General features: G+C 65.0%; 28 protein-coding genes. 24 read left to right on the top strand and 4 right to left on the bottom strand.

The window, feature by feature from the left end; translation table 11 throughout:
- The first annotated feature begins 13 nt into the window (after nucleotides 1-13).
- The 21 genes from EKL94_RS08575 (at nucleotide 14) to EKL94_RS08480 (ending at nucleotide 19,528) form a co-directional block, all read left to right on the top strand.
- Nucleotides 14-106, top strand: coding sequence for a phage virion morphogenesis family protein (locus tag EKL94_RS08575; RefSeq protein WP_241899092.1), 93 nt, complete (start codon nucleotides 14-16; stop codon nucleotides 104-106).
- A 216-nt stretch (nucleotides 107-322) separates the two neighbouring features.
- On the top strand, nucleotides 323-1,528 hold the full coding sequence (locus EKL94_RS08570; RefSeq protein ID WP_126928751.1) for a peptidase: 1,206 nt from the start codon (nucleotides 323-325) through the stop codon (nucleotides 1,526-1,528).
- A gap of 53 nt (nucleotides 1,529-1,581) precedes the next feature.
- Entirely contained in the window at nucleotides 1,582-1,935 is a 354-nt protein-coding gene (locus EKL94_RS08565; protein WP_057503378.1) for a capsid cement protein, read from the top strand.
- Nucleotides 1,936-1,991: 56 nt separating this feature from the next.
- Nucleotides 1,992-2,948, top strand: a complete 957-nt coding sequence (locus EKL94_RS08560; RefSeq protein ID WP_057503377.1) for a hypothetical protein — start codon at nucleotides 1,992-1,994, stop codon at nucleotides 2,946-2,948.
- A 162-nt stretch (nucleotides 2,949-3,110) separates the two neighbouring features.
- Nucleotides 3,111-3,602: a hypothetical protein gene (locus EKL94_RS08555; RefSeq protein WP_126928750.1), complete on the top strand. Its 492-nt coding sequence runs from the start codon at nucleotides 3,111-3,113 to the stop codon at nucleotides 3,600-3,602.
- 9 nt (nucleotides 3,603-3,611) lie between these two features.
- Nucleotides 3,612-4,145, top strand: a complete 534-nt coding sequence (locus EKL94_RS08550; RefSeq protein WP_126928749.1) for a gp436 family protein — start codon at nucleotides 3,612-3,614, stop codon at nucleotides 4,143-4,145.
- Nucleotides 4,142-4,618, top strand: coding sequence for a phage tail terminator protein (locus EKL94_RS08545; protein ID WP_040006690.1), 477 nt, complete (start codon nucleotides 4,142-4,144; stop codon nucleotides 4,616-4,618). Before EKL94_RS08550 ends, EKL94_RS08545 begins: the two co-directional genes overlap by 4 nt.
- Nucleotides 4,615-4,827 carry a hypothetical protein gene (locus tag EKL94_RS08540; protein WP_126928748.1) on the top strand — a complete coding sequence of 71 codons (213 nt, stop codon included), beginning with the start codon at nucleotides 4,615-4,617 and terminating at the stop codon, nucleotides 4,825-4,827. Before EKL94_RS08545 ends, EKL94_RS08540 begins: the two co-directional genes overlap by 4 nt.
- Nucleotides 4,828-4,830: 3 nt before the next feature.
- Nucleotides 4,831-5,586, top strand: a complete 756-nt coding sequence (locus tag EKL94_RS08535; RefSeq protein WP_126928747.1) for a phage tail tube protein — start codon at nucleotides 4,831-4,833, stop codon at nucleotides 5,584-5,586.
- Entirely contained in the window at nucleotides 5,586-6,095 is a 510-nt protein-coding gene (locus EKL94_RS08530; RefSeq protein ID WP_126928746.1) for a DUF6631 family protein, read from the top strand. The genes EKL94_RS08535 and EKL94_RS08530 overlap by 1 nt, the downstream gene beginning before the upstream one ends.
- 41 nt (nucleotides 6,096-6,136) lie before the next feature.
- A complete protein-coding gene (locus EKL94_RS22400; protein WP_153857040.1) occupies nucleotides 6,137-6,277 on the top strand; it encodes a hypothetical protein in 141 nt (46 codons plus the stop codon).
- Between the two features lie 2 nt (nucleotides 6,278-6,279).
- The gene (locus EKL94_RS08525) at nucleotides 6,280-9,783 is read left to right on the top strand and encodes a phage tail length tape measure family protein (protein ID WP_126928745.1); all 3,504 of its coding nucleotides are present in this window, start codon (nucleotides 6,280-6,282) and stop codon (nucleotides 9,781-9,783) included.
- Nucleotides 9,784-9,785: 2 nt separating this feature from the next.
- On the top strand, nucleotides 9,786-10,760 hold the full coding sequence (locus EKL94_RS08520; RefSeq protein WP_126928744.1) for a hypothetical protein: 975 nt from the start codon (nucleotides 9,786-9,788) through the stop codon (nucleotides 10,758-10,760).
- Nucleotides 10,761-10,763: 3 nt separating this feature from the next.
- Nucleotides 10,764-11,738 carry a hypothetical protein gene (locus tag EKL94_RS08515; protein WP_126928743.1) on the top strand — a complete coding sequence of 325 codons (975 nt, stop codon included), beginning with the start codon at nucleotides 10,764-10,766 and terminating at the stop codon, nucleotides 11,736-11,738.
- Entirely contained in the window at nucleotides 11,738-13,438 is a 1,701-nt protein-coding gene (locus tag EKL94_RS08510; RefSeq protein ID WP_126928742.1) for a hypothetical protein, read from the top strand. Before EKL94_RS08515 ends, EKL94_RS08510 begins: the two co-directional genes overlap by 1 nt.
- Nucleotides 13,435-14,217 (top strand): phage BR0599 family protein, encoded by a 783-nt coding sequence (locus EKL94_RS08505; RefSeq protein WP_008265765.1) that lies wholly within the window; start codon nucleotides 13,435-13,437, stop codon nucleotides 14,215-14,217. Before EKL94_RS08510 ends, EKL94_RS08505 begins: the two co-directional genes overlap by 4 nt.
- Before the next feature lie 11 nt (nucleotides 14,218-14,228).
- On the top strand, nucleotides 14,229-14,459 hold the full coding sequence (locus EKL94_RS08500) for a hypothetical protein (RefSeq protein WP_040006695.1): 231 nt from the start codon (nucleotides 14,229-14,231) through the stop codon (nucleotides 14,457-14,459).
- A complete protein-coding gene (locus tag EKL94_RS08495; protein WP_008266283.1) occupies nucleotides 14,459-14,686 on the top strand; it encodes a hypothetical protein in 228 nt (75 codons plus the stop codon). Before EKL94_RS08500 ends, EKL94_RS08495 begins: the two co-directional genes overlap by 1 nt.
- Nucleotides 14,679-16,937, top strand: coding sequence for a hypothetical protein (locus tag EKL94_RS08490; RefSeq protein ID WP_008267525.1), 2,259 nt, complete (start codon nucleotides 14,679-14,681; stop codon nucleotides 16,935-16,937). The genes EKL94_RS08495 and EKL94_RS08490 overlap by 8 nt, the downstream gene beginning before the upstream one ends.
- 5 nt (nucleotides 16,938-16,942) lie before the next feature.
- Nucleotides 16,943-18,622, top strand: a complete 1,680-nt coding sequence (locus EKL94_RS08485) for a tail fiber domain-containing protein (RefSeq protein WP_126928741.1) — start codon at nucleotides 16,943-16,945, stop codon at nucleotides 18,620-18,622.
- A 144-nt stretch (nucleotides 18,623-18,766) separates the two neighbouring features.
- Nucleotides 18,767-19,528, top strand: a complete 762-nt coding sequence (locus tag EKL94_RS08480; RefSeq protein ID WP_126928740.1) for a DNA adenine methylase — start codon at nucleotides 18,767-18,769, stop codon at nucleotides 19,526-19,528.
- A 710-nt stretch (nucleotides 19,529-20,238) separates the two neighbouring features.
- Here EKL94_RS08480 and EKL94_RS08470 read toward each other — a convergent pair.
- Nucleotides 20,239-20,808, bottom strand: coding sequence for a TlpA family protein disulfide reductase (locus EKL94_RS08470; RefSeq protein WP_126928739.1), 570 nt, complete (start codon nucleotides 20,806-20,808; stop codon nucleotides 20,239-20,241).
- Nucleotides 20,805-22,079, bottom strand: a complete 1,275-nt coding sequence (locus EKL94_RS08465; RefSeq protein ID WP_032130426.1) for a YihY family inner membrane protein — start codon at nucleotides 22,077-22,079, stop codon at nucleotides 20,805-20,807. Before EKL94_RS08465 ends, EKL94_RS08470 begins: the two co-directional genes overlap by 4 nt.
- A gap of 77 nt (nucleotides 22,080-22,156) precedes the next feature.
- On the opposite strand from EKL94_RS08465, the gene wrbA reads away from it, so the two are divergent.
- The 3 genes from wrbA (at nucleotide 22,157) to EKL94_RS08450 (ending at nucleotide 23,647) form a co-directional block, all read left to right on the top strand.
- Nucleotides 22,157-22,750 (top strand): NAD(P)H:quinone oxidoreductase, encoded by a 594-nt coding sequence (gene wrbA / locus EKL94_RS08460; protein ID WP_012510135.1) that lies wholly within the window; start codon nucleotides 22,157-22,159, stop codon nucleotides 22,748-22,750.
- The gene (locus EKL94_RS08455; RefSeq protein WP_049408967.1) at nucleotides 22,747-23,082 is read left to right on the top strand and encodes a DUF2069 domain-containing protein; all 336 of its coding nucleotides are present in this window, start codon (nucleotides 22,747-22,749) and stop codon (nucleotides 23,080-23,082) included. Before wrbA ends, EKL94_RS08455 begins: the two co-directional genes overlap by 4 nt.
- Nucleotides 23,083-23,161: 79 nt before the next feature.
- Nucleotides 23,162-23,647, top strand: a complete 486-nt coding sequence (locus EKL94_RS08450) for an asparaginase domain-containing protein (protein WP_032130424.1) — start codon at nucleotides 23,162-23,164, stop codon at nucleotides 23,645-23,647.
- A gap of 121 nt (nucleotides 23,648-23,768) precedes the next feature.
- Here EKL94_RS08450 and EKL94_RS08445 read toward each other — a convergent pair whose 3' ends face one another.
- On the bottom strand, nucleotides 23,769-25,508 hold the full coding sequence (locus EKL94_RS08445; RefSeq protein ID WP_126928738.1) for a S8 family peptidase: 1,740 nt from the start codon (nucleotides 25,506-25,508) through the stop codon (nucleotides 23,769-23,771).
- A gap of 378 nt (nucleotides 25,509-25,886) precedes the next feature.
- Complete coding sequence (locus tag EKL94_RS08440; protein WP_126928737.1) at nucleotides 25,887-26,909, bottom strand: M23 family metallopeptidase; 1,023 nt, start codon at nucleotides 26,907-26,909, stop codon at nucleotides 25,887-25,889.
- Nucleotide 26,910: the final 1 nt, after the last annotated feature.

Raw genomic sequence — 26,910 nt, 5'->3', positions numbered from 1 at the left:
TTACACGAACACCATCGCTGCTCGCCCTTGGCTTGGCGTCAGTCGCGAGGATGAGAAAGAGCTGCTGGATATCGCTCAAGATCACGTGAGCGGCGCCTTCGAGTGATCGTCGCGTGGGAGGCGCTGTGCGCGCTTCAGCATGCCACGCGCCACACTCGGACCTACCCCAGCCCTGATTGGTGTCTGACACGCCTTTGCGGCGCGCGTCGATGCGCTCTTGTGTGCAGGCTGAGCACCGCATGCGCAATGCACATCAGCGCGGCAAGTTTCATGCGGACCGCGGTCCCAATACATGAGACGACTCTGCGGGAAAACTGGCGGCATGAACCAGCCCGCCGCCACCCTGCAGATCTTCAAAGCCGGCACGCATGTTGCCGAAGACGGCCGCACGCTGACCTTTAGCGAAGCGGATGTTCAGCAGATCGCCGACAGCTACGATCCGGCGCTGCATGAAGCGCCCATCGTGGTGGGCCACCCCAAGACCGACGATCCGGCCTATGGCTGGGGCAAAGCACTTCAGGCCAAGGATGGCCTCCTGTTGGCCGAACCGCATCAGGTCGATCCTGCCTTCGCGGAGCTGGCCAACAACGGTCGCTTCAAGAAGATCAGCGCCTCCATCTTCATGCCCGATTCGCCGGGCAACCCGACGCCGGGCAAGTACTACCTGCGCCACATTGGCTTCCTGGGCGCACAGCCGCCGGCCGTGAAGGGGCTCAAGTCGGCCTCGTTCGCCGACGGCGATGACGCCGCCTGCTTCGCCATGTCGTTGGCCCCGTTGGGCTGGACGCTGACGGATCTGTTCCGTCGCTTCCGCGACTGGCTGATCGATACCCAGGGCCTGGAGACGGCTGACCAGGTCATTCCGGACTGGCAGATCCGCGGCATCGAGAGCAGCACACGCGATGACGAAAACTCGCGCACGTCGGCCCTCTTCGCATCGCCATTGCTCACCCAGTTCCCGCGTAGCGCCCTCGATGGACCTGCGCCCGTCCAGGCACCGCCTCCCACTCGTGAACAGGTCAAATCGGAGATCGACCCCATGTCCCAGCAGAACAACGTCGAGCACGCACAGCGCCAGCAGCAGCTCGACCAGCAGGCTTCCACCCTGGACGCTCGCGAGAAGGCCCTCGCCGCCCGTGAACAGGCCGCGCGACGCGAAGACGCAGTGGCGTTCGCCGAAGGCCTGGTGAGGGAAGGCAAGCTGCTGCCGCGCCAGCAGCCGGCCGTGGTGGAACTGCTGTTGGCTCAGCCCAATGGCAAGGATCCGCTGAACTTCGCCGAGGGTGAAACGACGGTGTCCAAGCCGGCCGAATCGGTGCTGCGCGAGCTGCTGACCAGCCTGCCCAAGGCCGTGGACTTCAGTGAGAAGTCTGGTGGTGAAGGTGTGGGGCCAGGCGCGGCCAACTTCGCTGCACCGGCTGGCACCCAGGTCGACCCGGAACGGCTTGCGCTGCACAACAAGGCGCTGGACTACCAGCGTACCCACGCGGGGGTGGACTACCTCACGGCAGTCAAAGCGGTCTCCTGACCTGTATCCAAACGCAGCTTCTCAACTCATTCCTCGCGCTGGAGCGCAGAACCATGACTCAGAAAATCTCGCTGCTCACCCTGGCTGTCATCGCAGCAGTCGCCTTGGAAGCCGAGCGCGTCGTCGGTCGTGACGGACAGTACGCCACCGCCGGCGGCAACGCCTTCGGTGTGACCAACACCAGTGGACTGGTGGGCGACCGGGTGCCCGTTGATGTGGTGGGCACCAGCATCGCCACTGCTGGCGGAGCGTTTGACGACGGTGCCTACCTGCAGGTGGGATCTACTGGAAAGCTCATTGCTCGCACTACCGGCGTTGTCGTTGCTCAGGCTCTGCAGCCTGCCGCGGCAGATGGTGACCGCGTCGAAGTGCTCCTGATCCCCAACGCGCCAGCGACCACCGGCTGATCTCAGCCACAACTGCCGCCGCTCATCGTTCTCACCATCTCGCAGAGAGACCTTCCATGTCCCAGCAGACTCTCCGTCAGGCTCGCATCATCGATCCGATCCTGACCACCCATGCACTCGGCTACGTCCGCCCCGGCAACGTTGGCCAGTACCTCTTCCCGCGCGTCGATGTGGCCACCTTTGGTGGTCAGATCCTGACGTTCGGAAAGGAAGGCTTCCGTCGCTACAACACCAAGCGCGCGCCGGGCGAAGCAACCAAGCGCGTCCAGTTCGGCTACCAGGGCAAGCCTTACGCCATCATCCCTGCAGCACTGGAGGCGGTGGTTCCGGATGAAACCGCCAATGAGGCGGCCAACGGCCCAGGCCTGGACGCTTCGCAGGACGCGGTGGATATCGTCCTGGACATCATGGAGCTGGAACACGAGTGTGAGTGCGCTGACGTAGCGCGCAATGCGGCCAACTACGACAACGAACACAAGGTCGCTCTGGTGGGCGTCAATCGTTGGCGCGGCGCCTCTGGTGATCCGACTGCTGATATTGGCGTCGGCAAGGAGGCCATTCGTTCCAGCATCGGTATGCGGCCGAACACGGCGATCCTGTCGGCGGCGGCATTCGAAGCAGCCAAGGCCAATCCGAAGATTCAGGACTACCTCAAGCATCGCGGCTTCAATGCACTGACCACCCAAATCCTGGCGTCGATGTGGGAAATCCCGAACATCTACATTGGTGAGGCGGTGGTGGCTACCGGCCAGGATGATGACCTGGGCGATGTGTGGGGTCAGGACGTGATCCTGGCGTTCGTGGCCCCGCCGAGCGGCGGCAACCGCCGCAACCGCGCGCGACCGAGCTATGGCTACACCTACAGCATGGCGGGCGAGCCGAATGTGCGTCAGGCCTATCGCGAAGAGAACCGCCAGTCCTGGATTCACCCGGTCAACAACAACCGCACTCCGGTGCTCAGCGGCATGGTCGCGGGCTACCTGATCCAGAACGCAGGCGCGCCCGCAGCGTGATGAAGGGAGCCGGCGAAGGATAGTCGGCGTAGTTGCCGCTTTACCCGTACAACCCAGCGAGCGGCAGCACCAGGCGAACGCGGGACCTGGCCGTGCGAAGCACAGCAAAACCATGCGTGACAGCCGGAGAGCACGGCACCACACCTATTCGGAGATCTCGTCATGGCCAAGCCCCGCACTGCGCCGCCCAGCGCACCCAAGCCCGTCCAGGACGGCAAGCCGGCCGATGTGCCGGCCGTCACGGAAGAGAAGGCTGCCGACGCGTCGCCGGCGCAGGGCGGCTCGGTTCCGGAGGAAGGCCGCGGCGAACTTCAGCCCGCCGAGACGGTCGCCTCGGAGGTCGATGGCGCTGCCGTCGACCAACCGCCGGGCGATCAGTCTGTAGCGGACCAGGATGCCGGCGCCGAGGCGGGTACGCCTTCGGGTGACGCCTCTACCTCTTTCGATGCTGTTGCAACGGGCGACCATTCGACGGACGCGTTGTCCAACGGTCTCTGGCTGTCTGCCTGCTTCGAAGTGCTCAGCCCGTTCAAGCACAACGACGTCGTCGTCAAGCCGCCGGCGTGGATCGAGATGACGTGGGAAGAGGCGCAGGCCTACCAGGATGCTGGCGTCCTCGGTGACGAACCGGCCACCCCGGAAGAGCTGGAGTAATCGGCCGCCATGTCCTACTGCACGCTCGCACTGCTGTCGGCGGCCAAGCTCGCTCAGGAGCTGGCGCAGGTGGCCACGCCGGAGCGCTATCCGATCGTGGACGATGCGCTGATGGATGCCACGCTGCTCGGCAGCGATCGCAGCGCCTTCGACCCAGCCGACGTGGCTATCGCCGATGAGGCGGCCGCGCACGTGCAGCGCGCTCTGGACGACGCCGATGGCTTGATCAACGGCTACCTGGTCATGCGCAAGCCCAAGCCCTATCCGGTGCCGTTGCCGGCGCCGGTACCGGGGATTGTGTCCACGTGGGCACGGTGGATTGCGCGCTACCTGCTGCATAAGGACCGGGTCAACACCGAGGAGCGTACCGATCCGGTGGTGCGCGACTACAAGGAAGCACTGCGCTTTCTGGAGCTGGTGCGCGATGGCAAGTTCAGCCTCGGCGCCGATGACCCGCTGCCTGCGCCCAGTGGCGGCGCGCCCGAGGTCTGTGCACCGTCGCGGGAGTTCAGCCACCGCACCCTGCAGGACTACGGCCGGTGAGCACGCAGCCCTTCGACATTGGCTTGGTGCGCGATCGCATCCGCCAGGGCGTCAGCGACAAGGAACTGCGTCAGGTGCAGGGCAGCGCCGACTACGCCGCAGTCCAGGCGCTGCGCGACTTCCCTGCACCGTGCTGCTACGTGCTGCTGGCCCGCGAGATGCCGCTGGAGACCAAGACCGGCGCTTCGTTTCCCGGGCAGCAGACGCGCCTGGCGCAGTTGGTCGAAGTGAACTTCGCTGTGGTGACCGTGTGCCGCAACTACCGCGAACAGCGCGGCGCCCAGGTGATCGATGAGCTCCGGATCCTGCTGGGCAAGGTTCGCCAACCACTGCTGGGCTGGACGCCGCCCATTGCCGGTGGCCGTGCCTGCCAGCTCATCGAGGGCAACCTCGAGGACTACGACGCCGCTACCGCCCTGTGGGTCGACGTATGGAAGACCCAGGCCCTTCTTCAACCTGAGATCCCCCGATGACCACCCAGAAATGCACGATCAAGAAGCCGGGCCTGACGCTGTCGCGCAAGCCCATTGCCGTCGGCGAAACAGTCGAGGTTCCCGCCGACCTGGTGCCTTGGGCAGTCGAACGCGGCTTCATCGACGCCCCCGAGGCTGATTCTTCCCCCAACACGTCGCGCAAGGCCAGTGGCCAGCCGACCACTGCCAGCGCCCAGGAGGCGAAGTAAGCCATGTCCGAGACCGAATATTTCTCCCTGCAGGGACGCGTGTACCTGGGCCTGCGCAATGCCGACGGCAGCCGCGCACCCGCGCGCTGGGCGTACGATGCCAGCGTCCTGGAGCTGACCATGTCCAGCACCCGTGAAACCAAGAAGGAGAGCTGGTCGGGCGTGCGCGGCGTCGGCGCTACCATGACCACCGAGCGCAACCTCGGCGTCAATCTGACCCTGGGCCAGCTCAACACCGATCACCTGGCGCTGGCCACGGACGGCACTCGCATGGAGCTGGCTGCCGGCTCAGCGGCCAACGAGGCCATTGGTACGGTCAAGCCGGGTGACGTGGTCGCATTGGAGTATGCGGCGATCAGCGCGCTGGCACTGGAAGGGGGCGCCCCGGCCGCGCCGCTGGTGCTGGACACCGACTACACCGTCAACCTGACCACCGGCATCATCACCTTCCTCACCGCTAAGACGGCGGTGGTGGCCAAGACGTACGAGTACGCTGCGCACAGCCTGGTGAAGGTCTTCGAAAGCACCAAGTCCGAGTACTACGTGCTCTTCGACGGCGTCAACAGCGTTGACGGCACCACGATGCGCTTCCGCGGCGAGGTGCACCGCGTCACCTTCCCGGCCTCGGAGACGCTGTCGCTGATCAACGACACCTTCGGTGAGATTGCGCTCACCGGCGAGGCCAAGATCGACCCGGTCCGCCAGGCAGATCCCCGCTTCGGCCTGTACGCCCGTGCCCTGCTGGTGGATGCAGCCTGATGGCCAAGGTGATCGGCAATGTCGGTCAACAGCCCTCCGGATCCGGCTCTACGGATCCGGGGGCCGTAGCCGGTGAGCTGGACGTGCTGGCCGGCCAGCAGCAGGGGCAGCTCGGCGGAAAGACCATCACAGTGCGCGAATACGGCTTCTTTGAGGCCGCTCGCATCCTGCAGGCCGCCGCACCACTGGTTGGGGATCTGCAGCCGCTGTTCGAAGGCACCGATCCGCCTTCCATGCTGCAGGTGATGGATGCACTTATGTCCCACCCGGATCTGATCCGGCATCTACTGGCATGCTCGATCGCAGCGCCGCCGGCTGATGCCAAGGATCACGCAGCCGAGGTGCGGGAGCAGGAAGCGTGGCTGGAGACGCTCAACGAATCCGACGGTGAACAGATGCTGCTGTTGTGGTGGCAGGCCAATAGCAGTTTTTTTCTCCGCCGCCTGCTCCGAAACGCCGTCAGTCAAAAGGCAGTCCCGTCGGCTACGGACGCGTCTTCACCGACCTGATCAACGCGGGCTACGGCCGCAGCTTTGGCGATATCGGTCGCATGACCAAGCGCCAGATATCCCTCGCTTGGGAGCACGTCCAGGCGCAGCAGCGGCGGGCGCGGCGGGAACGCATTACCGACGCCAACGCTGCGTATGCCGGCGGTAATTCGATGACCACCTTGCTGAAGGATCTGAAATAACAATGGCTTCCTCGCGCAACCTCGAACTGGCGATGCGTATCGCCCTGGACATCGAGCAGGTGCGCCAGGCGCTGCCAGTGGTCCAGAAGGGGCTCGCCTCGGTCAAGGGCGCCGGCCAGGATGCCGGCGCCGGCCTGGGCGACGTCACGAAAGAGGCGAAGAAGGCCGCTGACGCATTGGATCGGGCCGCCCGCAACAGTGCCGCCTCGGGCAGCCAAATGGAGGATGCTGGCCAGAAGGCGGCCGCCGGCGCGGCGGGCATGGCCGCGGCAGGAGAATCAGCCAAGGCCATGTCGACGGATGTGGCGGCCGCCGCAGATCGCGTCCGAACGTCCGGCGCGGCGGTGCAGAAAACAGTGGCCGATGAGATCCGCCTCATCTCCGAGCTCGATGCACGTCTGGAGCGCGGCGCGGCGAGCATGTCCGACCTGGCCGACACCGAGGCGATGCTTGATCGGGTGATGGCGCGCGGCCTGATCACCACCGAGGACTACAACAGCGCGCTCAAGGCGCTGGATAAGCAGGAAGCAGGCCTGGCTCGGTCGGAGCAACAGCGCCAGCGTGCTGTTGAGGGCGCCCTGGGGCGCTATGACAGTGCATCGGTAAAGCTGCAGAAGCTGGAGCGGGACGAGCAGGAGCTCAAGGCGGCGGTGGATGCCGGCCGCATCAGCCGCGAGCAGTACAACCGCGCCCTCGCGGGCATCAATGTACAACGCAACGCCGTCAAAGTTGCCGAAGCGACCAGTCGCAGCCTGGGCGCCGGGGCGATCTCGGCCGGCCAGTACCAGATGGCCATGCGCCAACTGCCAGCGCAGATCACTGATATCACCACCAGCATCGTCAGCGGCATGCCGATCTGGATGGTGGCCATCCAGCAGGGCGGCCAGCTGAAGGATTCCTTCGGCGGCGTGGTCCCGGCCGCGCGCGCACTCACCGGTGCGCTCAATCCCGCGGTGGTCGTCTTGGGCGGTGTGGCCGCCGGACTGGGTGTTGTTGGCTTTGCCGCGCTGCAGGGCTACAAGCAGCTGCGAGCCTTCGACGCCGCTGTGATCTCGACAGGCCATTCACTTGGCGTGTCCAGTGGTCAGCTCTATGCCCAGGCGAATGCTGTCGGTGCGGTCACTGGCGAATACTCCGATGCAACGGCAGCTGCGCAGCAACTTGCGGCCAGCGGGAAGCTGACCGCCAACACCCTGTCTACAGCGATCAGCGTCGCAGTCAACCTGGCCAAATTGACGGGCGAGTCGATTGAGGGCACCACCGCCAAGGTGGTCGAGGTCTCCAAGGCGCCTTCGGCCACGCTGGCCAAGCTCAACGAGCAGTACCACTTCCTCACCGCAGCGGTGTACGAACAGGTTCGGGCGCTGGAGGACCAGGGCAAGGCGACCGACGCCGCCAAGACAGCGCTGGAGGCCATCGCCAATGTCAGCGACCAGCGTGTCAGAGAAATGGAGTCGCGGGCCGGATATCTGGAGCAGGCGTGGGATGCCGTTGCTCGTACGCTTAAGCGCGTCTGGCAAGGACTGAAGGACATCGGTCGCACCGACTCCGAAGCGATGCTCCGGGCAGAAACTGCGGCGATGCGTGGTACGACCGAGCAACTGCAGCAGGCGTTGAAGAACGGTAATGCCCCAGCCATCGGCTACTACTACGACCAGCAGATCAAGCAGATCGACCGGCTCCGCAAGGCGCGGGCCGCCTACGATCGTGACGTCAATGCCGCCGAGAGCGCCGGCCAGGCCCAGCGGGTCCAAGATGCCGGCGTCGAAGCCGCCAAGGCGATCGCTTCAGGTCTCGAAGAGGGTGCCAGCAAGGCCGAGAAGCTGAAGAAGGCAACCGAAGAGGTTGCCAAGCAGTTCCGCGAGTTGCGCAAGGCCAATCCAGGAAGCGACCTCCTCAAGGGTGTCAGCTTCGGCGACGATGGCAGCGTCAGCGGCGGCGCCTATGACAAGCGGGTCGCCCAGCTGCAGGAGAAGTTCAAAGAGCGCACTCGAAAGACGCCCAAGACCGAGAGCCAGAAAGATGAGGCCGCCGCACAGCGGGAGCTGGAGCGGCTCAAGCAGCAGATCGATCTGGTCGGAACGCTGGATGAGACCCGCAAGAAGGCGACCGAAACGTCCCGCATCCAGGCGGCCATTGCAGAGGGCAATTTCCAGAACGCTTCGGCGAAGACCAAGCAGGACCTGCTGGACGAAGCCAAGAAGCTGGATCTGGCCAACCTCCGGGTCGAAGCCGACCGCAAGATGCTGGACATCCGTGATCGCATTGCGGCCTTGCAAGGACGTGGTCCCGACGCAGAGCTGGCCAAGACCACGCGCGAGCTGACGAAGCTGAAGGAAGAGCTGGAGGCGGCGGGCCGAGCAGCGGATGCCGCCGACATTTCCAAACTGATGGATCTGAGCAAGGCCAGCACTGACCTCAAGAATCTGCAGGAGACCTACGACAGGGTAATGGGAGGCATTGCACTGGCCCAGCAGCGGATTCAGCTGGAGCTGCAGGCGGGCCTGATCACTCAGGCGGGCGCGCAGCAGCGTGTGGTCGACCTCTACCGCCAGCAGTCTGGTGCTCTCCAGGCGCTTGTCCCCCAAATGCAGGCCGCCGCAGAGAAGCTGAAGGATCCGGCCGCACTGGCAAACGTAGAGCAGATCAAGCTCAAGCTGCAGGAGATGGAGGCGACCACAAACCTGCTCCAACAGTCCATCCGTAACACGCTTGAAGGATCGTTCTCGAACCTGTTCACCTCGCTGATCATGCAAACCGATTCGCTGTCCGAGTCGGTGCGCAACTTCTTCCTCAGCATCGCCCAAGGCATTGCCGAATTCGCGGCCGCGCAGTTGGCGCAGGCCGCGACCATGAAGTTGATGGGGCTCTTCGCCGGCGACAAGGGGAATGGCGGTGGTGACGGCGCGCAGGACATGGCCAAGGCTGCGGCAGCTACTGCGGCGGCGGGCGCGATCGTCAGTGTGGGTGCCTCCAAACTGGAGACCTCGGCCACCACCCTTGGTTCGTCCAGCGTGGGACTCATTGTCGGCGCGCAGGCGATTTCCCAGGCGGCCCGTCAGATGCAGGCTGCTGCTGCAGCAATGGCCGTTTCCAGCGCGGCCGGCTACTCCAGCGGCGGCTTCACCGGACCTGGTGGCAAGTACCAACTGGCGGGCTTTGTTCACGCCGGCGAGTTCGTCCACCGCCAGGAGGTGGTGCGCCAGCCTGGTGCGCTGGCATTCCTGTCGGCCTTCAACCAGGTCGGTATGGCGGCAATCGATCGTTGGCGCGGCTATGCCGATGGAGGGCATGTGGCCGCGATGCCCATGCTGCAGCGGTCCCCCGTGTTCACCAGCGCAGCTTCGGCGCCGCCGAGCACTGCCGCGCAGTTGGGCTTGCGAGTGATCAACCAGGTGTCGCCGGACCTGCTCGACCAGTACCTGGACGATCCCGGGAGCGACACCACCGTCATCAACAAGATCAACCGCAACTCTGCGGCGATCCGCCAAGTATTGGGACTCTGAACATGGCCTGGGCAACCGACACCGCCGCCAACATCACCGACCTCATGGCCCGCCTGCGGGACTTCCTGACCACCAACGCGGCCCTGGTGGCGGCGAACCAGCAGTGGCAGGTCGTCGGTGGCGTGGCCAGCGGCCCGATCGCGGCCAACGATTTCGTGTCACTGAAGGGCCGTGGGCTCTCCGGAGAGGATGAGATCTACGTATCGCTGCAGGCGTGGGTAGTGCCGGCCAGCAACTACTACAACATGCGCATGCGCGGCCACACCGCATACAACCCCGCATTGCCGGGCATGACCCAGGCGGGGGCAAACTCCGAGTACGTATCGATCCTTGGCGTCAATTCGCAGATCAAGTACTGGTTCATTGCCAACGGACGCTGCTTCAAGGTGATCACCCGCATCAACGGGCGCTATGACGCTCTGTATGCTGGTTTCATCCTGCCGGAGCACCTGCCGGGCGACTGGAGCTACCCGCTTTTCATCGGTGGCTCTTTCCTGGGCAGCAACGGCGTAGCGTCGTTGGATACCTACGAGCATTCCAATTTCTGGAATGCGGCCGCGAATACCCAGTACAACAATGCCTTTAGCCAAGGCTATCTCTTCACGCCGATGCAGGCATGGCTACCGATTCGTAATGGGTCCGGCAACACGCCCGTGGCCTTGGGGCGCATCACCATGCCCTGGAACCCATCTGCAGGTAATCAAAACGTCCGCAGTTGCCTCGATGGTCAGCGTTGGCTACAGCGCGGTCAGCTTATGGCGATCGGTTGGAACCGGGGCAGCGTTGATCGTGGCGATCGCTACAGCGAGGTGCCGGAAGGCGGACAGTTCTACGGCAGCTTTGACGGCGTTTTCTACACGCCGGCCTTCGGGGCCACGGCTGAACAAGTAGCCACAGTGAGCGGCGTGGACCACCTTCTAGTACCCAATGTCTATCGAACCGGCGATGGGCAGTACGCCGCATTTGCTCTGGAGTAAGAGATGGCCTACGCCGAATTCACCAACGTCCCCAACGTACAGACTCTGATCGACCTGGTGGTCCAGTTCGCGCAGGTAAATGGCTGGATCGTCGATCGCAACAATCTTGTCGGCGCCAATCGCACCGCCACGCTCCGCATTCCTGGCGTCTCCGACTACGTCCATCTTTTCAATACCGACCAGCTGAGCCTGAAATCTCGCATCTCGATTGGCTATGACGGGAACGCAACACCGTCCGCACAGCCGCTGGTGTCCCCGCGCGACATCCTGACGTACGAGCTAGTTGGGCCATTCCCACGTTTGAAGCTGTTCGCCAACGGCAATGCTATCCACGTTGCCATCGCACTGGCTGTTGCCGGCGAATACCGCCACCACACCTTCGGCGTCCTTGAGAAGGCCGGCGCGTACACGGGCGGAACGTATGTCGATGGAACTTATTGGGCGCGCACGGGAAGCTATAGCGGGGTGCTGATAGCGAATGGCAGCAACGTGGTTCTCTTCGGCCACAACCCCAATACAACGGGGTGTGGGCACGTGCGTGCGGACTCAGCTGAGGATGGCCGTACCAATAGTTACAACCAGATTTGCAACTACTACGGCAACGCGCTTGGAGCCGAAGGGCAAGCCGGAAGCGGCGTCGGATCGCTCTACCAGTCGAACACTAGCGCCACTTACGACAGCATGTGGTTGGGCTACGCCCTGGGAGGCTGCGACGAGAACACTTTCTCTGGCCGCAGCGTGCTTCATCCGATCCAGTTGAGCATTCGCCGCCCCGGTACCGGTGTGTACCTCTCACCGATTGGGCGAGTGTCTGGACTGCGTGCCTGCTACCTGGAAAAGCTCGAGCCCGAGCAGGAGATCACCATCGGCGAAGACACGTGGATGGTATTTCCTTGGCTGCGCAAGCTGGCCATGAGCAGCGTGACCAACGCGCCGCCGGCCAGTGGCAACTATGGCTGGGCCGTGAAGAAGTCCTGATGGCCATCATTCTCACCACGCAGAGCAGCACAGGGCCCAACTGGCGCAGTGGCAATCTGGCGATACCGCGCACCCGCATTCCTCTCCAGTTTCGCGGCGCAGCTGCGCGGCTGGATTTCTACACCGGGTCGACCAAAGAATCGACCATCGAGGAACCCGAACAGCGATCCAGCGGACCCCAGCAGCGCACATCGTTCGACGACTGGTACTACCGGATCCATGTTCTGCCGCTGCGGATTGACCTGGGCAACCTGGTCACCAACCAGGTGCGCTACGTCCAGGTCTGGAACTCATACCTCCAGCAGCAGACCCTGGCCTCGGTGACCCTTGAGAACGGCGAAGGCGTCGAGCTGGTAGGTCCTGGCGCCCCGCCGTTGGCATTCTCGGCCCTGCAGCTGCGCCGCTGGCAGCTGTCGGTCACGACAGAAGGCCCGCCGGTAATCGCGGCGTCGCTGTCCTACGACTTCGTGGCCCTGGGGCGCCGCACCGTCACGATTACCGGCAATCGCATGTCGGCGTGGATGCTGCCGCCGGATTGGGAGCGGCCTGTCACCGAAACGCTGGCCTGGGCGACCGACGTCCAGCAGTCGATCGGCGGCGGCGAAGCCCGATTCCCATTGCGTGGCTCGCCGAGGCGCTCTTGGGAGTTCAGTGTGCTGGCCGACCGGCGCGAGCGCCAGGTGCTTGAACACGCACTGTTCGACTGGTCGGCGCGTACCTGGGCGCTGCCGGTCTGGAACGACGTGTCGTGGCTGAGTGCGCGCCTGGCACTGGGAGTGCAGTCCATCCCGGTACAGGCCGCCACGCAGCGCGACTACCGCCCCGGCGGCCTGGCCATGCTTTGGAAGGACGTCACCACCTACGAGCTGGTGGAAGTGGCCGACATTACCGCCGACAGCCTGCAGCTGGCCCGCCCCACGGCCAACGCCTGGGAACCTGGCACACGGGTGCTGCCCTGCAGGACAGCTCGTATTGCCGAGATCCCCAGCCTGGAACGCGTGACCGACCAGGTCATGCGGTCGACCGTGCGCCTGGCTGCGGTGGAGACCTGCGACTGGCCCGCAGCGGCGCCGGCGGCGGTCTATCGCGGTCGACCTGTGCTGGAGCAGCGCCCCGACCTCGACCAGGCGCAGACGGCCGAGTTCGGCCGGCAGCTGGTGGTGATCGATGGCGATATCGGCCCTGTTGCCGTCGATGACATCACCGGCAAGGTATGGCCACTGCAGTCGCACGCCTGGCAAACCTGGGGGCGCACCGAGCAGGCCAATCTGCGCAGCTTGCTGTACTGGTTGCAGGGCCGCGCGGCTGCGCTGTGGGTGCCGTCTTGGGCCGATGACCTGGAGCTGGTCGAGCCAGCCCTGACAACCTCCAGCGGCATTGTGGTGGCTTGGGCAGGCGTGGCCCGCTTCGGGCGCGCCCAGGCAGGTCGTCGTCACCTACGCATCGAGCTGTTCAGCGGCCAGGTGCTGTACCGGCAGCTGATTGAGGCCACAGAGCTGGATTCACAGCGGGAGTTCCTGCAGCTGGATGCGCCGCACGGCATCGCCCTGCAGCCGAGTGCCATCCGCTTGATCAGCTGGATGGTGCTGGCCCGCCTCAGTTCCGACACCGTGGAGCTGTCCCATGAAACCGATGGTGAGGGCGTCGCGCGTTGCCGCGTGTCCTTCGCCGGCATTGGCGCTGAGGAGAGCGAACCGTGAGCCTGTTCTCCCGCCATGTTGAGCTGTATGAGTTTGGGCGTGGTTCCCAGCGCTGGCGCTACACGTCCAGCGATCGGGTGGAGATCTACGACTCGCAGTCGTTCAGCCCCGAGGCAATCAAGCGCGGCCGACTTGGCCAGTCTGCCCAGGAGGCCAGGTCCAATCTTGAGGTAACCGTACCGCTGTCCCTCACGTTGGCGTCAGTGCTGCGCCCCTATCCGCCAACCGATCGGATCATCGTTCGGTGGCGGCGGATCCGGAAGAGCGACGGCGCGATCCGCGGCACCTGGAATGGCGTGCTGAGCGACTTCAGCGAGCGACAGAATGATCTGATCCTGACCTGCCAGAGCAATGCCGGCGCCGCCGCGACGAACGGCCTTCGCCGATGCTGGCAGGCGCAGTGCCCGTTCGCGCTGTTCGATGCAGATTGCGGTCTGAATCCGGAGCTGTTCCGAGTCGATGGCGTGTTGTCGGCCGCATCCGCTCAGACGATCACGTCCACTGCCTTCGCAGCGAAGCCGGACGGTTGGTTCGTCGGCGGCTTCATCAAGTGGGTGCAGGGCACGGCCATCGAGTACCGCTTCGTGGTGGGTCATGTTGGGCCGACCCTCACCTTGCTTACCGCAGCGCCGCTCGCTGCGGGCGCACTGGTGTCTGCCTACCCCGGCTGTGGCCATGCCCTGCAGATCTGCCACGAGAAGTTCAACAACGCGCTGAACTACGGCGGCCAGCACACCATCCCGCCGAAGAACCCCTTCGGACCTGATCCCATCTTCTAAAGGAGCCTCCCATGTGGGTTCAAATCGTCGTAATGATCGTGGCGCTGATCGTCAGTTACGTGATGCGCCCGAAGCCTACGGTTCCGAAGCCGGCCGCCCTGGAGGACTTCAATGTCCCCACCGCCGAGGACGGTCGCGAGTGCAGCATGGTCTTCGGTACGAACTGGATTGATGATCCCAACGTGCTGTTCTACGGCGATCTGCGCACCACACCGATCAAGGTCAAGGGTGGCAAGAAGTGATGGATCGTCCTGTCCTGGTTACCGTCGAGCACGCCCGCGCGGCCAAGCTGGGCGAGCAAAGCGGTGTGCTGTGCGCCGCCGGCATCCGCACCTGGATGGATCGTCACGGTCTGGATCTGCGTCGCTTCCTGGATGAAGGCCTGCCGGTAGAGCAGTTCGAAGCGCTGGACGACGCCTTCGCACGGCGCTTGGCGGCGATCGCCCGCGAGGAGGCTGGCCGTGGGTAGTGGCAAGAAACAGACCGTAGGCTATCGCTACTACATGGCCCTCTACATGGGCGAATGCCTTGGCCCGGTCGACGCGCTGCGGGAGATCCGCGTGGGCGATCGCAAGGTCTGGGACGGCAGCGCGCAAACGGCGTGGACCAAGGTACTCGGGATGAACATCCCCAGGACGGTGCCAGCCACCGGCCCGATTACAGCATCTCGATCGATCACCATTCTGGCGCCGGAGATCTTCGGCGGCGACAAGGGCGAAGGCGGCATCGTCGGCACACTGGAGGTGCGCATGGGCGAGCCCGCCCAGATGCCAAGCACCTATCTGCAGTCGCTGGTGCCCGGCCCGTGGCCAGCTGCCCGTGGCCTGTTCACGACGGTTTTCAATGGCCAGGTGTCGGCCATGAACCCGTACATCAAGAATTGGACGAAGAAGGTCTCGCGCTGGCGCCAAGGCTGGAAGAAGGGGCTTTGGCAGGGCGACCTGGTGCAGATCGATGAAGGGATGAACCCGGCCCACATCATCTACCAGGTGCGCACTGAGGGCATGGGCCACCCGATCGACGTGATCAACGACGAGAGCTTCCGCAAGGCGGCACAGACGTTGAAGAACGAAGGGTTCGGCCTGTGCCTGAAGTGGTCCCGATCAGTTCCTGCAGGCGAGTTCATGGACATGGTGTGCGACCACATTGGTGGCATGCGCATCGAGGATCCGGTGACGGGGCTGACCGAGCTGGTGCTGGTGCGGCCGGACTATGACCCAGCCACCCTGGAAGAGATCGGCCCGGCGAACATCATCGAACTGCTGGAGTGGCAGCAGCCGATGCTGGAAGGCAGCGTCAACGAGATCACGGTCGTCTACCGGGATATCGCCACCAACAAGGACGCAGCTGTCACCTACCAGAATCTGGCCAGCGTTCAGGCGCAGGGCCGTGTCGTCAGCAGTCGCAAGAACTATCCCGGCCTGTGGAACGCTGCGCTCGCGGGCCGGGTTGCGGCGCGCGAAGTGGCGGCAGTGAGCAGCTTGCCCTGCAGGGTGAAGATCCGGGTACGGCAGGATGCCGGCCCCTTCAAGCGCGGGCAGGTGCGTGCCCTGTCGTGGCCACGGCGCGGCGTTGCCCGCATGCCAGTGCGCATCTTGGACGTCGACGACGGCACACAGACCGAGACAGCCGTGGTGCTGACCGTCGTCCAGGACGTCGCCGGCATGGCCGCTGCCAGCTACATCCAGCCTTCTGAGAATGCCTGGGTGGAGCCGGACACCAAGCCCAAGCCGGTCACCGTGCAGCGCCTGCAGGAGGCCAGCTACCGCGACCTGGCCACGACGCTTGGGGCGTCGGAGCTGGCTGCTGTGTCGCCTGACGTGGGCTACCTGACTTCGATCGGTGTGCGGCCGACCTCGGTGGCGTTCGGCTACACGCTGCAGACCCGGCTGGGAAGCGCGCCGTTCGCCGAGGCGGGCGCGGCCGACTTCGCCCCCACTGGCCTGCTGATCACCGCAATGACGGCCACCACAACGGCGATCGCGCTGTCCGCCGGCGTCAGCCTGGACATGATCGAGGTCGGCACCGAGGCGCTGATCGATGACGAGCTGGTCCGCGTGGTCTCGATCGACCCGGTGGCCGCGACGCTGACCGTGGCCCGTGGATGCGTGGACACGGTGCCGATGCCGCATGCCGTGGGCACGCGGGTGTGGTTCACCGACGAATACGTCGGCTTCGACGGGCGCGAGTACCTGGCCAACGAATCGCCCCAGGCGAAGCTGATCACCCGCACCAGCCAGGGTGAGCTGAATCCGGATCTGGCTACGACGATCGGACTGACGCTGCAGCGTCGCCAGATCCGGCCCTATCCGCCCGGCCGCTTGCGCGTGCAGGGTGAGGCCTACCCGCCGGAGCTGTGGACCTTCGGCACCGAACTGACGGTGCAGTGGGCACACCGCGATCGCATCCTGCAGGCCGACCAGCTGGTCGACACCACGCAGGGCAACATTGGGCCGGAGCCTGGCACCACCTACACCGTTCGCTGGTACCTCGCCGGGGCATTGGTGCGGACGCAGGCCGCCATCAGCGGCACGACCGACACCTACACGCCGCCCGCCGGCAGCGGTGGAAAGCAGATCCGTGTCGAAGTCGAAGCCATCCGTGATGGCTACCGCAGCTGGCAGATCCAGCAGCACACCTTCCTGTACCGCGCGCAGCTGGTGACCGAGGCAGGCGATCGCCTGGTCACCGAAGCGGGCGACCCCCTGATTCTGGAGTAACGAAAATGGTCGACGTAAAGATCTCTGGCCTCCCCAACGCCGCTGCGCTCACCGGTAATGAGGCGATTCCTGCTGTCCAAGGGGGCAGCAACGTGAAGGTGCTGGTCAGTGCGATTCGGGCGGGCTTGGCAACCAGCGAGCAGGGGCTTCCCTCGGGCGGCACGGCTGGGCAGTTCGTACAGAGGTCTGCTACTGGCACGCAATGGGCCGGTGCCATACCCGCCGAACCGCTGGGGATCAACAACACCGTTGTGCAGTGGATCCGCCTGGCAACCCTTCCCTGGCAACCTGCTGCAGGCAGCATGCTGATGTTCGACGCTGGAAGCGGCAACATCAACACGACGAAATTCGCCCGTGATCTTGTCACCGCTTCGGTCAAGGGCTACAGCTCTGCAATCTCTGCGCTCACTCAGAGCATTGTTGACGACATGGTCAGCCACCTGCGTCTGCAGGACGGTGCACCATCTATCCCGATTCAGGTTGGTTTGACGCTGGCTGGCTCTCCAGGCTCATTCACAGGTGTAGATCTATGGATCCGGCTTCCTGCGTACACTCGCGGCTTCACGCTTGCCAAGCGTGGTGAGGTGGGAGTCGCTTACCTCGCGCCTCCGCTTGGTGGAGCTGGGAATCTTGTGACTGCAGAGCCGGCCGGGATCGTCTACGCAACGGCGAAGCTACTCGCTCTTGATCCCAACGTTGTCCACAACGTCGGTGATGAGAACATCGCCGGCGCAAAGACCTACACTTCGAACAACGCTATCCGAAGCCTCGCAGCCGGCGCCGGGTTTTGGCTCGAGTCCTTGTCGGCGACCTACGGGTTCATGGTCAACACGGATGGCACTCGGCTGAACGTCAACCTGAGATCCCCGAATTTCGGTGCTCAGGTGTCGACTCTGTTCCAGTTCACTGATTCGGGGGCTCGTACTGGCACGTCCCTCACGCCATTCACAGCCAATACGCAGACTGTTGGTACAGCAGCGCTTCCGTTCAACCAGTTCTTCGCGCAGAACACGGCGATCAGCGCATCCGACGCTCGGTTGAAAACCCCGCTGGAGACCATGACGGATGCTGAGGAAGCGGCATTCCTGGAGATCAACGAGCTGGCGATGAAGTGGAAGTGGTTGGAGCGCGTTTCCGAGGAGGGTGACGATGCTCGCTGGCATGCCGGTCCGGCCGTTCAAGCCGCTGCTGCAGTGATGGAGCAGCACGATCTGGACCCGTTCGCTTACAGCGCATTCTGCTACGACTCTTGGTCAGCCACGGAGGAGGTATGGCATGAGATTCCAGCGCAGGAAGGGGAGTGGCTTGAAATCCCCGCGCAGGATGCGGTCTATGAGGTGGTACCAGCTACTTACGCAATCATTCCGGCCAAGTACGACGAAGCTACTGGCGAAGAATTGGAGCCGGCACGGCAGGGGGAGATGCTCACGCCAGAGCGACAAGGCGGCCTGCTGGCCCCAGCTGTCGAGGCGCGCCGCATCTGCGTGCTAGAGGGGAAGCCAGCTGAGCGAATCCTCGTCGAGCCAGCAAGGGAAGCCGGTGACCGTTACAGCTTCCGCACCTCCGAGCTGCATGCTTGGATTCTGGCAGCTATGGCTCGCCGCGACCGCCGCGAGCGAGAGGCGGTCGAGCTGCGTCTGGCCAACATCGAGCAGCGCCTGGCTGTCCTTGAGTCCGGCAAGTAGTGCAAGAACTGGGCGCCGGCCGATCAGCGGGAACTGATCGGCCGGCGCCGCAACACACGCGACAGCCCGCGTGCAATTGGCCAAGGCCCAGCCCCCTCGCGCGGGGAGGCTCAGTCTGGCCGAGATCCATCGCAGAGGCTGAGAATGAAGACCACAACGCTGTTTCCCTGGCCGGGCGGGAAGACCCGCCTACTGCCGCACCTGCTGCCCCTGGTGGCCGAGAACCCCCACCGCACCTATGTCGAGGCATTCGCTGGTGGCGCTGCTCTGCTGTTCGCCAGGGAGCCGGCCAGGGCTGAAGTCCTAAACGACTGCCACGGCGAGCTGGTGCGCTTGTATCGGGTAGTGGCCAACCACCTGGAAGAGTTCGTCCGCCAGTTCAAATGGGCGCTGACGAGCCGCGAGATGTTCCGATGGTGCCAGCTCCAGCACCCGGACACCCTGACCGACATCCAACGTGCCGCACGCTTCTATTACCTGCAGCGACTGGCATGGGGTGGCAAGGCGACTGGCCAGACCCCCGGTTTCGGCCGGGGCGGCAAGGGCCTCAACCTGCTGCGGATTGAGGAGGATTTGAGTGCTGCGCACCTCCGGCTTCATAAGGTCACCGTCGAGCACCTGTCCTGGCAGCAGTGCGTGGCCAAATACGATGCCGCCGACAGCCTGTTCTTCCTCGATCCGCCGTACTGGGAGACCGAGGGGTACGGCGCTCCCTTTGGCATGGACCAGTACCAGGAGCTGGCCCGTCAGATGGCAGGGCTGCGCGGCTCAGCCATCCTGACGATCAACGACCACCCGGCCATGCGGGAAGTCTTCAGTCAGTTCAAGGACCGGGTAGTGCCAATCCGCTACACCATCGGCCGCCAGGCTGTTCAGCGGCGGGAGCTGATCTACACGACCTGGTAGGGAAGCCAGGGCACGGGGCGGTTCCGCCCCGTGCAATTTCATTCCGCTGGGCGCAACATTGGTGGCCCATCGTTTATCTCACCAGCGGCGGTCGATTTATCGCGCGCCGTTACAGCAACAGCAACAGCCGAAGCAGAAGCGGGTTACCTGTGGGTAGCCGGGGTGGGTCCGGTTGCGGGGGGCGCTGCAAGTACGTCCATGTAAGCTCGGTCGCCGCATCCATGCGGCTCACGCCCCCGCAACCGGACCCACCCCGCCTTCGACAGATCTCCGCGATCTGTCGGCATTGCATTCTGTAGATCCACGCCATGCGTGGATGCATTTCGATTTCAATGCGAAATATTCGATTCCGATTGAGATTCATCCACGCATGGCGTGGATCTACCAGATCGCAGAAATCTGTCAGAGGTGGGGCGGTGTCGGAGTGCGGGGTGTCAGCCGCATGGGCCCGAGGCATGCCTCGGGCGGGTTGGGCAGGACGCCCAACCCCGGTCTTGCCGTGTGCGCAGGACAGCGCACACGAGCAAGCGGCTGCCAAGCCCCTCCATCAACACAGTTGCTACAGGGACGTACTTGCGGCGTCCCCGCACTCCGGCACCGCCCCGCCACCACACGGAAATCGCGCTTTGGCTGTTGCTGTTGCCGTTGCCGTTGCCGTTGCTTGAATGTTTCGGCGGGTGCAGGGCCGCAGGCCCTGCCGGCCAACCCCATTACTTGGCAGCCGCGATCTGCTTTTCGATGTCGGCGGCCGTCACCGGGCCGAGGAAGGTGTGTGCCAGCTTGCCCTGCGGATCCAGCAGGTGCGTCAGCGGCAAACCGCGCGGCGTGGCGAAGTCCGCCGGCGGATCGAACGGATCCACGATCACGATCGGATAGGTCACCGGATGCTTGGTCAGGAACGACTGCATCTCCGGCACCTCGATATCCTCATAGGCCAGGCCGACCACCTCGATGTTGCTGCGCATCGCGTGCAGCGCCGACAGCTCCGGCATCTCCTTGCGGCACGGTGCACACCAGGTCGCCCAGAAATTCACGATCACCCACTTGCCGCGGTGCGCGGCCAGGTCGTAGTCGCTGCCATCCACTGCCTTCATCTTCAGCGTCGGGAACTCGGCGGTGGTGCGTTCGGCCGGGGTCTCTTCGACCGGTGCCGGTGCGGTCGGCGTCGGTGCCTGTGCCGGTGGCTGGCTGCTGGCGGGGGTCGGCTCCTGGGCCGGCTTGCAGGCCGACAGCCCCAGCAGCAGGGCCAGCGGGAGCAGCAATGGGGTCTTGCGGGTCATGGCATGTCTCCGGAATCGGTGTAGATATCGCTGACCTTGCGCTTGAGGCGTTCGCGCAGGGGCAGCCGCAGATCGTCCAGTGCTGCCAGCGCAGCACGGCCCAGTGTGTCGTCGCGGTATGGCAGATGCTGCTCGGCTACCGGAATGCGCAACTGGGTACATTCGTACAGATCGGCCAGGCTCACCTGGTCCAGGTCGCGCGAGAGCAGCCATTCGCCGCGTTCATCGCGGCGCAGCAGGCCGATCTCCTGCAGGTTGCAGGCCAGGTCCTGCAGCAGCGAATCGGTCAGCATCGGCTCCAGCCGCAGGATTTCATCATCGGCCAGGCCCTTGCCCTTGGCTCGGGCATGGTGGAAGCGGCCGAGCAGGCGCAGCAGGCCATAGAACTCGTAGCCCTGCGGCAGGCGCAGTTCCACCGGCTGGTAGCGGAAGGCCGCCATCGACGAGGACAGCGACGCGCCCAGCAGCACCGCCACCCAGCACAGGTAGATCCACAGCAGCAGGATCGGCACGAAGGCGACCGTGCCGTAGAGCTTCTGGTAGGACTGGAAACTGCCCAGGTAAGCGCCGATGCCCCACTTCACCAGTTCCAGGATGACCGCCGCGAGAATCGCGCCGGGCACCGCGTGCCGCCATTTCACGGTGTGGTGCGGCACCACCCGGAACATCAGCGTGATGCAGACGAACTCGATCAGGATCGGCGCCAGCCGCAGCGCGAACTCGGCCAGCCAACGGCCTTCCTGGGTCCCGAACAGTGGCATCGCAAACACCCGCGCCGACACCGCCAGCGAAGCGGCAGCGAGCATCGCGCCCAGGGTCAGCACGGTCCAGTAGACCAGGAAGCGGGTCAGCTTGGGCCGGGTCGAGCCGACCCGCCAGATCTGGTTGAAGGTCTCTTCAACGCTGTTGAGGGTGATCAGCAGCGATACCACCAGCGCGATGAAGCCGGCGGCGGTGAGCTGGCCGGCACTGGCCGAGAACTGCCGCAGGTAGCCCTCTGCCGCGCGCGCGGCATTGGGCACGAAGTTGGAGAAGACGTAATCGCTGAGCTGGTCGCTCCAGCGGTCGAAGACAGGGAAGGCCGAGAGCACGCCGAACACCACGATGGCCAGCGGCACCAGCGCGAACACCGTGGTGTACGCCAGCGCCGCCGCTGCCTGGAACAGGCGGTCGTCGAGGAAGCGATGCCACAGGAAGCGGCCGAAACTGATGGCCCGTGCGCGATCCCGCGCGCGCTCCATCCACAGGTTGAGCGTATCCAAAGGTTCCATCGGCGAAAGGGTACCCGATGCGGAATGCTCGCAGGATAGCCATACTGGTGGCCACACGACGAGGAGAAGCGGGCACGATGGGCGAGATTCTGGTGCTGTACTACAGCCGGGGCGGTTCAGTGGCACGGCTGGCGCGCCAGATCGCGCGGGGTATCGGCGAAGTGCCGGGCATGACCGCGCGCCTGCGCACGGTGCCGCCGGTGGCCGCCGTGACCCAGACCGCACAGCCGCCGGTACCCGACGATGGTGCCCCCTACGTGAGCGTGCAGGACCTGGTCGAATGCCAGGGCCTGCTGCTCGGCAGCCCCACCCGCTTCGGCAACATGGCCGCGCCGGTGAAGCACTTCCTCGACGGACTGGGCGCCGAATGGGTCAACGGCACCCTCTCCGGCAAGCCGGCCGGCGTGTTCACCTCCACCGCCTCGATGCATGGCGGGCAGGAATCGACCCTGCTGTCGATGCAGGTGCCACTGCTGCACCATGGCTGTGTGATCGTCGGCATCCCGTTCACCGAGCCGGCGCTGAGCCACACCACCAGTGGCGGCACGCCGTATGGCGCCAGCCATGTGGCCGGTGCGGCCGACGACCCGCAGCCGACCGACGATGAAGCCGTGCTGGCGCGCGCGCTGGGCCGCCGGGTGGCCGACATCGCGCAGCGGTTGGCCCGATGAGCGCCGCGCCGCGCACGGTCCTGCTGCTGGCCCTGATGGGGCTGGCCGCGCTGTTCGCCGGCTGGTTCATCAATGACAAACACTGGCTGGCCACCCAGCTGGTGTTCACCGCGCCACCGCTGGCGCTGGCCATCGCACTGCGCCTGGGCTGGCGCAAGGCGGGGTTCTGGGCCTCGGTGCTGGCCCTGGGCTGGTTCAGCCACGGCGTGATGAGTGCCTGGAGCCACCCGGAAACGCGCTGGCTGGCCCTGATCGAGATCGCGCTGGCCCTGCTGGTGATCTTCAGTGCCAGCCTGCCGGGGCTGCGCGCCCGCTTCGGCAAGCGACGCTGACGCTGCGCCCGCCGGGCCGTATCATCTGTGTTCCTGGCCCCGCGCCGCTGTACCTGTCCTGGTTTCGCGCATGCACATGATGGAAGAGCTCCTGGTCGTCACCACCGGTGGCACGATCGACAAGATCTACTTCGACGACAAGTCGGACTACCAGATCGGCGACCCCCAGATCGGCATGATCCTGCGCGAGCTGGGCGTGACGTTCCGCTTCAACGTGATTCCGATCCTGCGCAAGGATTCGCTGCACATCAACGATGAGGACCGCGAGCTGATCCGCGCCACCATCGCCGCGCAGCCGACCCGGCACGTGCTGGTGACCCATGGCACCGATTCGATGGTGCAGACCGGCCAGGTGCTGGCGACGATCCCGGACAAGACCATCGTGATGACCGGCGCGCTGAGCCCGGCGCGTTTCCGCGGTTCGGATGCGGAGTTCAACATCGGCTGCGCGATCGGTGCGGTGCAGTCGCTGCCGAGCGGCGTGTACATCGCGATGAACGGGCGGATTTTCGACCCGCAGCACGTGCGCAAGAACGTGGCCGCGAACCGCTTCGAATCGGTTTGAGGAACAGCGTGCCGACCAAGGTCGGCACCCACCAGAGCGCTGCCCTTGCAAGGTCGGCACCTACCCAAAGCAAAAACGCCCCGGCCTGAGCCGGGGCGTGCCCATGGAGAGGGGCTTGGGCTCAGTACTGGGCGTTGAGGGTCAGGCCCGAGAAGGTGCTGTACGCCTTCACCCGCACATGCCAGGTGCCGGCGGCGGGGCTGTTGACGGTGCAGGTTTCAGCATTGCCGCTCAGGTACGGACGGCAGGTGTACACCGTGTCGGTCGGGGCACTGCCCTGACGCAGGTACAGGTCGGCGTCACCGCTGCCGCCACTGATCGCCACGCGCAGCTGGGTGCTGCCGGCCGGGACGTTCACGGTGTAACTCAGCGAAGCGCCGCTGGCAGCGCCCAGGCCGGTCACCGGAACGTTGTTCTGCAGCACGTTGCCACCCGGGTTCGGGCCGCCGCCGTTGATCGCTGCAGCCACCGCCGCGTCGGCGTCGATGATGCCGGCGCCGCAGCCACCCGAGCAGGCGCCCGGCAGCGGACGTGCGGTGCTCTTGATGATGCTTTCGACCTGCGCCGGGCTCAGCGGGCTCGGGGCTACGGATTGCATCAGCGCGACCACGCCGGCCACGTGCGGTGCCGCCATCGAGGTGCCGTTGTACGAAGCATAGCTGGCGCTGCCCGGGGTGGTGGTGCCGCTGTTGAGGGTGGACAGGATGCCCTGGCCCGGTGCCGAGATATCGATGCCGTTGCCATAGTTGGAGAAGCTGGCACGCGCACCGGCCGAGGTGGTGGCCGCCACTGCGATCACGTTCGGGCAGTTGGCCGGCACCGACGACGACACGTTAGTGTTGCTGTTGCCGGCGGCGACCACCACGGTGGTGCCACGGCCGACAGCGCCATTGATCGCGTTCTGGTACGTGCTGGAGCAGCTGCCGCCGCCGCCCAGCGAAAGGTTGATGACCTCGGCCGGATTGGCATTGGCCGGCACGCCGCTGACGCTGCCGCCGGAAGCCCACACAATCGCGTCGGCGATGTCGGAGGTGTAACCGCCGCACTTGCCGAGCACGCGCACCGGCACGACCTTGGCGTTGAAGGCGGTACCTGCCACGCCAGTGCTGTTGTTGGTCACCGCCGCCACCGTACCGGCGACGTGGGTACCGTGCCAGCTGGAGTTCGAACCCGGGTAGCCCGCCTGGCACTCGTTGTCGCCGTACCAGTCGCCCTCATCGTTCGGGTTGTTGTCGCGGCCGTTGCCGTCGCGCGCCATCGCCGCATCGCTGATGAAGTCGTAGCCCGGCAGGATGTTGGCATTGAGGTCGGCATGGTTGGTGATGCCGGTGTCGATCACCGCCACGACCACACCGGTGCCGGTGGCCTTGTCCCAGGCCGGTCGGATGTTGATGCCGGCATTGGAGGTGCCGAAGCCCCATTGCTCGCTGAAGCGGGTGTCGTTCGGGGTCAGCGTGGCACGCATGATCTGGTCGACTTCAACGTATTCCACGTTCGGGTCGGCGGCCAGCTTGCGCATCAGCTGCTCGGATTCGGCCTGGTCGAGCGGACGATCGGTCTTGACCAGGGTCGGTCCGACGGCCAGCTTGCGGACCTGCTGCAGGCCCAGCGCGCGGCCCTGGCTGCTGGCCAGGCCGGCGGCGGCACTCTTCAGTGAAGAGGCCAGTGCGGTGGTGTTGGCCACCGGCGCGCTGCCGTCGCGGTACTTCACGATGAAACGCTGGTGGGTCTGCGCGGACTGCAGGCCGCTGAGCTGGACATCACCGGCCAGCGCAGGCGTGGCCAGCAGCAGCGATGACAGAACGGACGCACCAAGGACCACCCACACTCGACGCACACGCGGTTGCGTTACCTGGGACATCGTATTTCCCTTTCTTGTGGTGTGAATGCCGGAATCGGCAGAAGCACCGGCCCGAACCCTGGGCTGGCTTGCATTGGCGAGGTTCGAAGTCCGGCGAGCCAGCGGATCCCCCTTCCGATCCGCCGTGCAGATGACGCTAATGACCAAAACCGGACACCACAAGATTTTCAGCGTCTTTTCAGCAAGATGAAATGTTCGTTCTGAGACTTCCCGGGTCGAGGGTTTGTGAAGGTGAAGGAACTTTCTCGTGCCCTGCACGCACCTGACTGGGTCATCACGTGTCCTGCGATGACTTTGCCGACATCGGCGTCCACCGCTGACCCCAACGACCGCGCAGCGTGCCCGCGGTGCGCCTGCCCGTCGCGTCGGACGCGCTGACTACTTTGCCTGCGGAACGCTCGCTGGCCGGATGCGCTGCCCTTTGACCGGCTCGCCGCGTGCAACCGGCTGGCCATCGGCCACGTAGCCGGAGAACTGTGCCGGCAACGCTTCGCCGACACCGAACACGGGCCCGGCCTGCAGCTGGTAGTGCAGGTGCGGTTCGGAGGAGTTGCCGCTGTTGCCACAGTCACCGAGGTGCGCGCCGCTGCGCACAACCTGTCCCTGCGCGACGCGCACACTGCCCTGACGCAGGTGCGCCAGCACCGAATATTCCTCATTGCCGTGGTCGAGGATGACGCGGTTGCCGGTGAGCTGGGCGGCGTTCATCTGGCCAGGCACGTTGTCGGCGACCCCCTCGATCACCTCCACCACCGTGCCGTCGGCCGGCGCGAGGATCGGGCGACCGAAGCAGTAGTAGTCATCGTTGCGCAGCCCATCGCCACGGTGCGAGCGGCCATCGCGGACCACCAGCAGATCCAGCGCGAAGCGCTGGCCGGCATGGGCTGCATGGTAGTTCTGTTCGACAGTACGCCCACCCCAGAACACGAAGTACTCATCGTCGAACGGGAGTTGCAGCCGTGTGCGGGTCTGGTAGTCGAGGAACCCGCTCGCCGCGGCCTGCGGCGGCGTGGTCTGTAGCGGGCGGATGTAGAAGCCGCCGATCCGCCCGTCGGCATCGATGGCCCACAGCACCTGGATGATGGCCGGGCTCCTGGCGAAGCGCGCCTGCCGCAGATAGGTGTCGAATCCATCAACCTTCTCGACCTTCTCACTGACCAGCTCGGTTTCTGCGCCCCAGCCCGCCAGCACCTGCTCGCGCAGCGCCACCAGGCTCTGCGGGGACTGCAGCCCGGCCTGCATCTGCGGGGTCATCCGTTCCCACAGGGCGTCGATGTGCCCTTCGTAGAACTGCGTGGTCAGCGTGGCTCCCTGTTGGCGCGGATCTGCGGCCGCGGCCACGCCGGTGAGGGCAGAGAAGGAAACAACCAGAACTGCAAACAGGCGCAGGAGCATTGTCATG

This window comes from Stenotrophomonas maltophilia (assembly GCF_003970865.1).
In the GTDB taxonomy this organism is placed as follows: Bacteria; Pseudomonadota; Gammaproteobacteria; order Xanthomonadales; family Xanthomonadaceae; genus Stenotrophomonas; species Stenotrophomonas maltophilia_AR.
This window is presented reverse-complemented; position numbering and strand designations above follow the sequence as displayed.